This window comes from Candidatus Syntrophocurvum alkaliphilum (assembly GCF_009734445.1).
Taxonomy (GTDB): domain Bacteria; phylum Bacillota; class Syntrophomonadia; order Syntrophomonadales; family Syntrophomonadaceae; genus Syntrophocurvum; species Syntrophocurvum alkaliphilum.
This window is the reverse complement of the sequence record NZ_CP046457.1, coordinates 258,036-268,328: the sequence shown is the minus strand read 5'-3', so window position 1 is coordinate 268,328 and position 10,293 is coordinate 258,036. Positions and strand designations below refer to the sequence as shown.

Annotated in this window: 10 protein-coding genes; 2 read left to right on the top strand and 8 right to left on the bottom strand. The window is 34.4% G+C overall.

What is annotated here, in order from left to right; translation table 11 throughout:
• Nucleotides 1-151: 151 nt before the first annotated feature.
• Nucleotides 152-298 (top strand): hypothetical protein, encoded by a 147-nt coding sequence (locus SYNTR_RS01285; RefSeq protein ID WP_156202813.1) that lies wholly within the window; start codon nucleotides 152-154, stop codon nucleotides 296-298.
• 109 nt (nucleotides 299-407) lie between these two features.
• Here SYNTR_RS01285 and SYNTR_RS01280 read toward each other — a convergent pair whose 3' ends face one another.
• From SYNTR_RS01280 to SYNTR_RS01250, 7 genes are read right to left on the bottom strand one after another with little or no spacing between them, the layout of a single operon-like run.
• Nucleotides 408-1,250, bottom strand: coding sequence for an FAD/NAD(P)-binding protein (locus SYNTR_RS01280; protein ID WP_156202812.1), 843 nt, complete (start codon nucleotides 1,248-1,250; stop codon nucleotides 408-410).
• Nucleotides 1,237-2,256 (bottom strand): 4Fe-4S dicluster domain-containing protein, encoded by a 1,020-nt coding sequence (locus SYNTR_RS01275; protein WP_156202811.1) that lies wholly within the window; start codon nucleotides 2,254-2,256, stop codon nucleotides 1,237-1,239. The genes SYNTR_RS01280 and SYNTR_RS01275 overlap by 14 nt, the downstream gene beginning before the upstream one ends.
• Nucleotides 2,257-2,268: 12 nt before the next feature.
• Complete coding sequence (locus tag SYNTR_RS01270; protein WP_156202810.1) at nucleotides 2,269-3,174, bottom strand: 4Fe-4S dicluster domain-containing protein; 906 nt, start codon at nucleotides 3,172-3,174, stop codon at nucleotides 2,269-2,271.
• The gene (locus SYNTR_RS11580) at nucleotides 3,174-3,599 is read right to left on the bottom strand and encodes a hydrogenase iron-sulfur subunit (RefSeq protein WP_243140209.1); all 426 of its coding nucleotides are present in this window, start codon (nucleotides 3,597-3,599) and stop codon (nucleotides 3,174-3,176) included. The genes SYNTR_RS01270 and SYNTR_RS11580 overlap by 1 nt, the downstream gene beginning before the upstream one ends.
• Nucleotides 3,590-5,575: a CoB--CoM heterodisulfide reductase iron-sulfur subunit A family protein gene (locus tag SYNTR_RS01260; RefSeq protein WP_156202808.1), complete on the bottom strand. Its 1,986-nt coding sequence runs from the start codon at nucleotides 5,573-5,575 to the stop codon at nucleotides 3,590-3,592. The genes SYNTR_RS11580 and SYNTR_RS01260 overlap by 10 nt, the downstream gene beginning before the upstream one ends.
• Before the next feature lie 33 nt (nucleotides 5,576-5,608).
• Nucleotides 5,609-6,790: a CoB--CoM heterodisulfide reductase iron-sulfur subunit B family protein gene (locus SYNTR_RS01255; protein ID WP_156202807.1), complete on the bottom strand. Its 1,182-nt coding sequence runs from the start codon at nucleotides 6,788-6,790 to the stop codon at nucleotides 5,609-5,611.
• Between the two features lies 1 nt (nucleotide 6,791).
• A complete protein-coding gene (locus SYNTR_RS01250; protein ID WP_156202806.1) occupies nucleotides 6,792-7,361 on the bottom strand; it encodes a 4Fe-4S dicluster domain-containing protein in 570 nt (189 codons plus the stop codon).
• Nucleotides 7,362-7,816: 455 nt separating this feature from the next.
• Between SYNTR_RS01250 and SYNTR_RS01245 the strand changes: the two genes are divergently transcribed.
• Nucleotides 7,817-9,097 carry an HD-GYP domain-containing protein gene (locus SYNTR_RS01245; protein WP_156202805.1) on the top strand — a complete coding sequence of 427 codons (1,281 nt, stop codon included), beginning with the start codon at nucleotides 7,817-7,819 and terminating at the stop codon, nucleotides 9,095-9,097.
• Nucleotides 9,098-9,357: 260 nt separating this feature from the next.
• Here the strand turns inward: SYNTR_RS01245 and SYNTR_RS01240 are convergent, their stop codons facing one another.
• Nucleotides 9,358-9,831, bottom strand: coding sequence for an HAD family hydrolase (locus SYNTR_RS01240; protein ID WP_156202804.1), 474 nt, complete (start codon nucleotides 9,829-9,831; stop codon nucleotides 9,358-9,360).
• Nucleotides 9,832-10,293 lie beyond the last annotated feature (462 nt).

Here is a 10,293-nt window from a genome sequence, read left to right as displayed (position 1 = left end):
TAAGTTTTTGTAGTTACTTTTAGCAACAGAACCAAGTAAAACTTATAAAAATCTAAAATAAAAAATTGATTTCTTACATAAAAACAATTTATTTGGAAAAATTAGAATCATAACTTAAAACTTTAAGTCGAATATAAGGAGGGAATAATTAGTGGAAGAAAATCAAGTAAAAACAGATGATGGTTTGGATATTGGTACTTTTCACTTTTTAAAAACAGGATGGTGGATTTTTCACGTAATTATTATTGCACTTACATTTTACCTCGGTTACTTGTACGGAGGAGCTATTTTTGGATAACATTAACCCGTTTAAAACTCAATAAATCTACCTAACTTTTTGCATAAACAGTTAGTTTCTCAACACAAAAAAAGAGGGTAAGTTATGACTTACCCTCAATGGTATACATTTACCACTCCGGTGGTAGGTTTCTTAATTGTGCTAAATTAAACACTGGTCCATCTAAACAAATAAACTCACTACCAATGTTACATCTTCCACATTTACCAATACCACATTTCATACGCATTTCTAATGTGGTTATAACCTGTTCATCACTATATCCCATTTTCTCAAGTGACTCTAATACAAATTTAATCATTATAGGTGGTCCACATACTACTGCTATTTTATTCTTAGGATCGGGATTTAAATTTTCTAAATATGCTGGAACAAATCCTACATTACCACTCCAACCTTCTTCAGGATTGTCTATAGTTACATGTACATCAGTATTTTCTTCTTTAGGCCATTTGTCAAAAAGCTCATCCTTAAAGCATAAATCTGCGTAGCTACGACTTCCATATAAAATATCTATTTTTCCATAGTCTTCTCGGTTTTTAAAGCAATATTTTATAAATGATCTTAAAGGAGCTAAACCTATACCTCCACCTATGAATAACATATCTTTCCCCTTACATTCTTCTACCGGGAAACCGTTTCCATATGGACCTCTAACACCTAATTTTTGACCAACTTCTATTCTATGCAACTCATCAGTCATTAACCCAACACTCTTAATCGCAAACTGAAGGTGATCATTTTGTTCCTGCCAAGAAATTGAAAACATACCTTCTCCAATATTCATTAATGAAACCATAGCTAGCTGTCCAGGCATAACATTGAAAGGAACACCATTTTCTCCTGTCACGTAGAAGGTCTTGACATCGGGTGTTTCATCAACGATATCTTTAACTTCAACAACACTAGGAACTAAAGGATTTTCGCAATTACAATTATTACTCACCCGCATTCGCCTCCTTCACTTCATCAATTATTTTAATTATACTTACACCTGTTGGACATGCTACTACACATCTTCCACAGCCAGTACATAGTGATGACCCATATCTTTCTTTATAAAACTGTAATTTGTGTAAAAAGCGATTTCTAAATCTTTCTTTCGCTGCTTCTCTTGGATTATGACCTCCTGCCATCATACTATATTCACCATACATACAGGAATCCCAACAGCGAAAACGATACCCTTCTTCTCCCCATGATTTAACCTGTATATCAAAACAATAACATGTTGGACATATATAAGTGCATATACCACAAGTTTGACATGGGTCAGATAATTTTTCCCACATAGGATGATCAAACATATCTTTAAGCTTTTCAGCTACACCGTCATAATTAACTGACCTTTTTAAAGGAGTTGGTTTAGGTAATTCTACATTTTTATCCTCTAAAAACTCAGAAATTGATTTGGTAACCTCTTCCCCTTTTTCTGTCTTTGCTTCCCAAACATAGCCATCTTGACCAGTGTCATGAATAATTACATCTGCTGTATCAGGCTTTAGGGGATCTACTCCCATGGACTCACAAAAACAACTTTTACCAGGAAAATAGCATGCATTAGCTATTATAACTGTTTCTTCTCTTCTTGCTTTATAATAATTATCTGTATAACCTTTGGTGAAAAAAACTTCGTCTAGATATTCAATTGATTTTACATCACAAGAGCGAATTCCAAAAATCACCTTGGGCTCACGCACTTCATATACTTCGTTAATATTAACCTCGGTTCCCTCTGTTTTAAAGCTATACATTCTCTCTGTTTGGGGTAAGACAATGTTTTTGGGAGGCAAATATACATTCAATATATCAAGAACGATATCATCAGTATCATCATTTAATGTTTTGTAAGAAAAATATCCGGTTTGCCTACCTTTTTGCATCGGCAAATAAAGATCAGTATCTTTTGATAATTTTTCAAACACATTATCTAGTTTGCTCTTATTTAATACCTTCATATTTGTCCCCCCTTATATAAAGTCATCCGGATCAGATTCTTGATAACTGCTAAGAGGTGGCTTGCTTCCTTCTTCATACTTAATTCCAGCTTCATAAGGTCCAAAGAAATTATCCACATCTTTAGCAAGCTTGCTATTTATTAGCATTAAAGGTATATCAACCGGACAAACCCTTTGACATTCTCCACATTCAATACATCTACCAGCCATATGCAAGGCCCTTACTAGATGATACATCATATTATCACTTAGACTAGTTTCTCTTCCTACCCATTGTGGTTTAGTTTCATCAAATATACAAGTTCTGCAATTACAGGCTACACAAGCTTGACGACATGCATAGCATCTAATACAGGTTGATAAAACACTTTCAAAGTATTCATAACGCTCTTGAATTGACTTTTCTTCAAATTCTTTTACTTTAGCATATTTTTCATCTTTTGAGCGCGGTGTCTGCTCATCACCTAATACTTCATCTGCTATTACTGGATTAGGATAAACACAGAATGAACATTTAGCAGCTAATCCTTCTTCTTCAAAAGTTTTTTGGAATCCAGAATCACTTTTCATAGCAATTAATGGGTCTTTCATCCCAGAACAGTTTATTCCTACTATATATAACCTTTCACGAGAAAATTGATTATCTTCGAGTAATCTTATGATCCCTCTTGAATCACAACCCTTAACAACTATACCAATTTTCTGTTGACTATCTCTGAACTTTAACAATGAAGTCGATAAGTTATGAATGCAATACTCATCAAATATTATTTTTTCTACCTCATCCTTGCTTCTAGCAAAAAAAGGTTTTCTTTGATATTCATAATCTCCTTGTTCCCATGCCATGAATACATCTATATCACCATTTCCCAGAAGCTTGGATGCTATTTCTCTTACTTTTGCATTTATTTCTTTCATTACACATCCCTCAGCTTTCTGTTTGGTCCTACTTTCTTCACATCATCTACAAGATTTTGCATAGTTTCTTGAAACTTATTACCTTCTGATCCTGAGATCCACGCAGTCTTATATCTTTCAGACTCTACACCCATATATTCCATTAAGCTTTTCATAATCGTGTGACGACGACGGTTATAATAATTGCCACTACCATAGTGGCACTCACCAGGATGTCATCCGGAAAGCAGAACACCGTCTGCACCTCTATTAAAAGCACGTAGCACAAATAGAGGATCCATTCTACCGGAACATGGAACTCTTATTATACGTACATTTGCAGGATACTGTAAGCGATTTAAGCCAGCTAAATCAGCAGCTGCATACGTACACCAATTACAGGCAAAAACAATAACTTTAGGTTCCCAATTCTTTTCTACAGACACAGTGCATCCACCTCCGATACTAATTGGTCGTCGGTAAAGCCTTTTAGTGTTAGTGCCATAGTACGACATGCAGGTAGACACGCCCCACAACCTTGGCAAAGGCTTGGATTTACCTCAGCCACTTTTCTAGTAAATCGACCATGATGGCCTCTATCTTCAAATTCTTTTATACTAATAGCCTTATATGGGCAAATAGGAACACATAATTCACAACCTGAACATTTCCAGACATCAACTTCTGATATCATTGGTTCAGTAGCTAGTTCATCTTTAGAGAACATACCAGCAACTTTAACTGCCGCAGCACTTGCTTGCGCTACAGAATCAGGTATATCTTTAGGACCTTGACATGCTCCGGCCAAATATACTCCTGCAGTAAATGTTTCTACTGGTTGAAGCTTAGGATGTGCTTCTTGGAAGAATCCATCCTTGTCTGTTCCAAACCCAATAATCTTAGCTGTTTCATTAGCACCTTCGGCTGGTATCATGCCAGCAGCTAAAACCACCATATCAACTTCTGCTTCAATTGGCTTTCCGATTAAACTATCTTCAGATTTAAGAACTAATTTATCTCCACGCTTGTAAATCTTACTTACTCTACCACGAATATATTTAGCTCCTGCATCAAGAGAACGTTGGTAAAACTCTTCATAGCTCTTACCTGCTGTTCTAACATCCATATAGAAAACTAAGGCATCGCTATCAGGTAGTTTTTCCTTAACTTGAGATGCATGTTTTGCAGTATACATACAGCAAGCACGTGAACAATAGCTTTTTCCTTTTAGGTCATCTCTAGAGCCTACACATTTAATAAATGCTACACTTTCAGGCACCTTGCCATCAGATGGTCTCTGAATCTTACCTCCAGTTGGTCCACCTGAACTAACTAGCCTTTCAAAATGTAAACTTGTTATTACATCTGGATATTTTCCATATCCATATTCACCATAGGTTTCTTCCCATTTAAATTGTTCAAAACCAGTAGCCATTACAATAGCCCCGATTTGTTCAGTTATAAATTCATCTTTATCCTCAAAACGAATTGCTTCGGCTTGACAAATCTTTTCACAAACTCCGCACTTGCCTTTTGTAAGTTTTGTACAGTGTTCAGCCTCTATTAAAGGCTTTCCAGGTACGGCTTGAGGAAACATCTTACGAATAGCAGTTGTTTTGCCTAAGTTCATTTCAAATGGATCTGCCACCTTTTTAGATGGACATTTTTCTTCACAATCACCACAACCATTGCATTTATCCCAATCTACATACTTAGCTTTTTTCTTAATGGTAGCGGTAAAGTTTCCTATATAACCATCAACCTTGGTTACTTCTGAATAAGTCATCAGTTCAATGTTAGGATGCTGTGCCACAGCAACCATCTTGGGAGTGCTTATTCAAGCAGAGCAATCCATAGTTGGAAAGGTCTTATCTATTTGAGTCATCTTGCCGCCTATGCTTGCATTTTTTTCTACCAGAATTACTTTATTTCCGGTCTCAGCAATATCTAGAGCCGCTTGCATACCGGCAATGCCTCCACCAACAACTAAAGCCTTTTTTGTCACCGGTACAGTTGATACTTCTAAAGGCTTATTACGTACAACTTTACTTACGCTCATTTTAACTAAGTCAATTGCTTTTTTGGTTGCTTGTTCTACATCGGAATGTACCCAAGAGTCCTGTTCTCTAATATTTGCCATCTCAAATAAATATGGGTTAATCCCACCTGCTTTTGTTGCTTTGCGGAATGTATCCCCATGCATACGAGGTGAACAAGAAGCAACTACCACCTGTTCTAAATTCTGTTCTTGAATGGCTTTCTTTATTAGATCCTGCCCTGGATCTGAGCACATATATTTATAAACAGTAGAGTATACAACCCCAGGCATCTTTTTGGTTAATTCAGCTACCTGCTCTGTATTAACTGTTGAGGCGATATTAGTTCCACAATCACAAACAAATACGCCTACTCGTTTCTTCATCTCCGTCTCCCTCCTCCGAACAAGTGTTTCGCATTACTTATTTCGTTTTTTTATTTCCCCAGTAACATAAGCCTCTGCGGCTTTTTTCGCTTTCTCATTATCACTTGCCATAAATTCAGCTAGTTTAGTAACCTTTTTCTCATCACCAGTTACTACTTCAGCAAGTATTTTAGCCCGTTCTTCATCATCAATTAACCTTGCACTCATTTTTTCTGGATTCTTTTCAAACCCTTTTTTAAAAGCATTTATTTTCTTTTGTAAAGCTTCAGGATCTTCATCCTTAGAAGCTGCTGCTTCTTGTTTAGTTTTTTTATTATCAGTGTTGTTATCACCCATATCAGAATTATCTTCTAAAGGTAATCTTTCTAGAAGTTTAACTGCTTCTACAAAGTGTTTATCAGTTTTTATCTCCTGAGGTGTTGCACCAAACGCAACGGCCATTAACTCAGTTATATAGTAAACAGGTATATCATAATCAAGTTTATACTTGTTTTTAATTGATTTTTGTCTCATGTCTAAATTCATCACACAAAGAGGACATACTGTTACTATACAATCAGCTTCTGCCTCTTTTGCGGCTCTTAAAATGTCATACATCATAGGAGCTGCTACATCAGGCCTAGATGTGGCCAAAGCTGCACTACAACATTCAGTTTTATGAGACCAATCTATAGATGTAGCCCCAAGGGCTTTAATAATTTCATCCAGTGTTTGTGGATCTTCAGGATCATCAAAACCAGTATGACTTACTGGTCTAACTAAAAGACATCCATAATAAGCAACTGCTTTTAAACCATTTAAAGGTTTCTTAACTTTTTGCTTAATCGCATCTACACCTGCTTTTTGAGCAAACAACTCTAATACTGATACTGTTTCATTACTCGCACTGTATTCCATATCTATTGCTTTTTGTACTTTTTCTTTGTTTTCAGCATCTTCACGAACAGAATGCTCAGTAGCTCTAAAGCGGTTATAGCAAGCAGCACATGGTGCTAATACATCTAAACCTGTATCTTCTGCAATAGCTAGATTTCTAGCAGGCAACGCCAGAGATAATAGTTTATTTGTATTATGAGCTGAAGTTGCACCACAACAGTTCCAATCCTCAAGCTCTATTAATTCAATTTCTAAAAATTCGGCAGCTTTTTTAGTTGATAAATGATATTCTATAGCACTGCTGCCAAGTGAACATCCTGGATAGTATGCAAACTTCAAATTATTCACCTCCTAGTTCTTCAATTCTGCTAAATATCTTCTTAACTTCTTTTTTACCCTTAATCATACTCGGAAGTAAATGTACTTTTCCTCTTGTCATCATGGGTAACCCAAGTTCAGCATCCTTGAAAAACTGACCAGTAAAGGTATTATATCTTAACAGTAATTCACCCTCGTGAACTCTGCCATATTGTTTGACTGTATTTAGGAATGACTTATTAAAAACTGCAACCTTTTTATCGGTTACTATACCTTGACTTAAAGCTTCTCTTCTTAAAGCATCCATTAAAGACGCAACATCTACTCCTCTTGGACAACGAGCAGTACAAGTTTCACATGTAGCACATATCCATATGCTCTCTGCTTTTAAAGCTTCGTCAAATAAATCCAGTTGTAGTAGCCTAATAACTTGTCTAGGGGTATAGTCCATAGCGAACCCTGCGGGACATCCAGCTGAACATTTACCACATTGATAGCAAAGTTTTATATTGGTTCCTGACTCCTTTTCCACCTTTGCTAGTAACAATTTTTCTTCTTTATTTGCTGTAGTTAAGTTAATGGCGTTTCCCACCGTACTCCACTCCTTTCCTCGCCCAAACTGTTTTTAGCCAATTATCTCATGGCTAGCACAGATAAAAAACTTACTTTACGTTAAAATAATAAGAGACTATAGCGAAAATTGCAACATAATAACATAGTATGTCACTACATGTTTGATGGAACATATACTGTGCTTAGTACTCTATTATAATACAATGTTCATCATATCTGTGTAAAAAATTTGTAAATAGTCATACTATATTAGATATTATTAAAATAAATGTATACTACATTTATGAAATATAATCCTTAATTTCTATATCACGGATTGCATTATCTTTTTTTGGCAACTTTTATAGAATTATAAATTTTTTTTTGATATTCTAAAGAAATAATTAATTCTGCTGCAAAAAAGTAACTACAAACACGCTTAAGGCTGAGTTTAGCTTTTTGCAGTGGAATCAATAATTAAATATGTAATAATTAATGAGGTTTTATGAAATGTTATTTACTCAGAATTTGAGTGATGTAATATATCTTTTTATTTTAACATTTTGTATAATTCTAGCTTCTTTGCTAGTTATAAGACTACTTACAAATAATATAATTACTAGAAACAATAAAATGTATGGTTATTTATTGCCTTTTTTTATTCTGATAGGTTTGTGGGCATTTTCTAAACTTTATTACCCAGTTGAAGTATTTAGTCCATTTTTCGATTATGTTCTCATAGGCGCAGTTTTTATTTTAGGTATGTATTGCATCAATAATTTAATAAAATATAACAAAAATATTTATTTACTTTTACTTGGACTTATCACCTTGATTCCATTAGCCGCCTTAGTAATGCACCAAAACTCTTTAGCTGTTAAAGCAGGTATCATACTTTGCTTGCTTACTTTAGTTCTTTTTATCTTCTATATTATTTTTAAAAGCAGTTATCTAACAACGAATACATCAACAAAATTGTTACAAATACTTATTAGTATAATTACAATAATAATATTAGGAACCGATATATTAACAACTATTTTTCATCCAGAGTCAACTAATTTCACTATATGGTTTGTATTACTTGGCCTCTTAGTTCTAGGCTACTATACAATTGAGGTTGATTATATAAAAACAATTGATATGTATAAAAATAATTTGCAAGCTCAAGAAATTTCTTATGCTGAATCAGAAAACATGGAAGATGTAATTATATCACTTGCTAGAACACTAGATGCTAAAGATAAATATACTGAAGGACATGTGGAAAGGGTAAGTCAATTTGCAATGTTTTTAGGTGAACGAGTGGGTTTAAGTACTTCGCAAATTGAAACACTCAGAATAGCAGGGTTAATCCATGATATAGGTAAAATTTCTATCAACACCAATACCTTAAATAAGTGTGGACATTTAGATGAAGAAGAATTAGATGAAGTAAGAATGCATCCCATCTGGGGAGAACAAATATGTCGGCCATTAAAAGCATTAGAAAGTACTGCTAAAATCATTAGGAGCCATCATGAAAAATTAGACGGAAGCGGATATCCTGATGGATTAAAAGCTGATCAGATTTCTTTTGAAACCCGTATTATAACAATTGTAGATATTTTTGATGCATTAACAACAGATCGTGCCTACCGAAAGGCATTAACAGTTAAACAAGCTATGGATATACTAAAAAAAGAAGCTGCTCAAGGTAAACTAGACAGCTTCTTAGTTAATGAATTTGAAAATTTACTAATTGATGCCAATGTTATTGAATTAAATGATGTTTAAGCTAATATTAAAAGGTGATTCTGCTGCAAAAAGCAACTACAAAGAACTTAAGGCTGAGCAAACATGTTTATCTAAGTCCCGAATAGCAAGGCGTGGTGCATAGATCACGGCTAAGTATAAATAAATTTTACTTTAGATAATAAGTGCTAAGCAAAAATGAAGATAAAGACCGATGAGCGGCGTGATAAACATGTTTGCTCAGCTGATTCCATAGCCTAAGTTTAACTTTTCGCAGTGAAACCAAAGGTTTATTATAATTATTACCCTCTTAAAGTAGCTACTATCCTTAATGGATAAACGAATAAATCCAAACCATCGTTAATATTATGAACTATAATATCAGCATTGTTTAAAGCTCTAAAAGAACAACCTTCATTTCCTATAACAGCAACTGAAATTGCTGCATTACCTAACATTAATTCATCGTTATAGCCATTCCCTATAGCACCAGTATGTTCCCTATTTAATGTATTTAGAAAATCTAATTTATCATTGCTTCCATTATCACCACTAACAGCAATAAGCTCTATTCCAAGCTCTGCTGCAATATCTTTACCTACCCCAAAAGTATCTGCGGTTAATAAAAAAATTTTCAGCTTATCTTTTAGTATATCTATACGCTCTTTAACCCCTTCAATCAGTACTCCATTAGTAGTTAAAGTTCCATTTAAGTCTAAAAGAAGATTTTTAATTTCTATGTTTTTTTCCCTTCCTGGAATTGATATATGTATCATTATTAAACCTCCGTTTATATTATCTATTATTAAAAATGTTGATTCTGCTGCAAAAAGCAACTACAACAAACTTAAGGCTGAGCAAACATGTTTATCTAAGTCCCCGAATAGCAAGGCGTGGTGCATAGATCACAGCTAAGTATAAATAAATTTTACTTTAGATAATAAGTGCTAAGCAAAAATGAAGATAAAGACCGATGAGCGGCGTGATAAACATGTTTGCTCAGCCGATTCCATAGCCTAAGTTTAACTTTTCGCAGTGAAACCAAATGTTGTAATGTTAATATTTTTCCTAACAACTTTTTGTTTGTTGCGTTAAGCTATAGTTATATTGCAAAAATTCCCCTCCTAAATTTTTTTGATGTTTTCATTGTAACATTATTCACTATTTAAAAGGTCATGTTTTATATAGATTTACTGAATAAAACCATTTTACCTGGAGAAAATAGAATTAGAAGCCGG

What these genes read in the sequence shown, in the direction of transcription:
- SYNTR_RS01280 (WP_156202812.1), bottom strand. Translation starts at nt 1,250, where the DNA reads ATGCGGGTGAGTAATAATTGTAATTGCGAAAATCCTTTAGTTCCTAGT.
- SYNTR_RS01270 (WP_156202810.1), bottom strand. Translation starts at nt 3,174, where the DNA reads ATGAAAGAAATAAATGCAAAAGTAAGAGAAATAGCATCCAAGCTTCTG.
- SYNTR_RS01240 (WP_156202804.1), bottom strand. Translation starts at nt 9,831, where the DNA reads ATGATACATATATCAATTCCAGGAAGGGAAAAAAACATAGAAATTAAA.
- SYNTR_RS01275 (WP_156202811.1), bottom strand. Translation starts at nt 2,256, where the DNA reads ATGAAGGTATTAAATAAGAGCAAACTAGATAATGTGTTTGAAAAATTA.
- SYNTR_RS01245 (WP_156202805.1), top strand. Translation starts at nt 7,817, where the DNA reads ATGAGGTTTTATGAAATGTTATTTACTCAGAATTTGAGTGATGTAATA.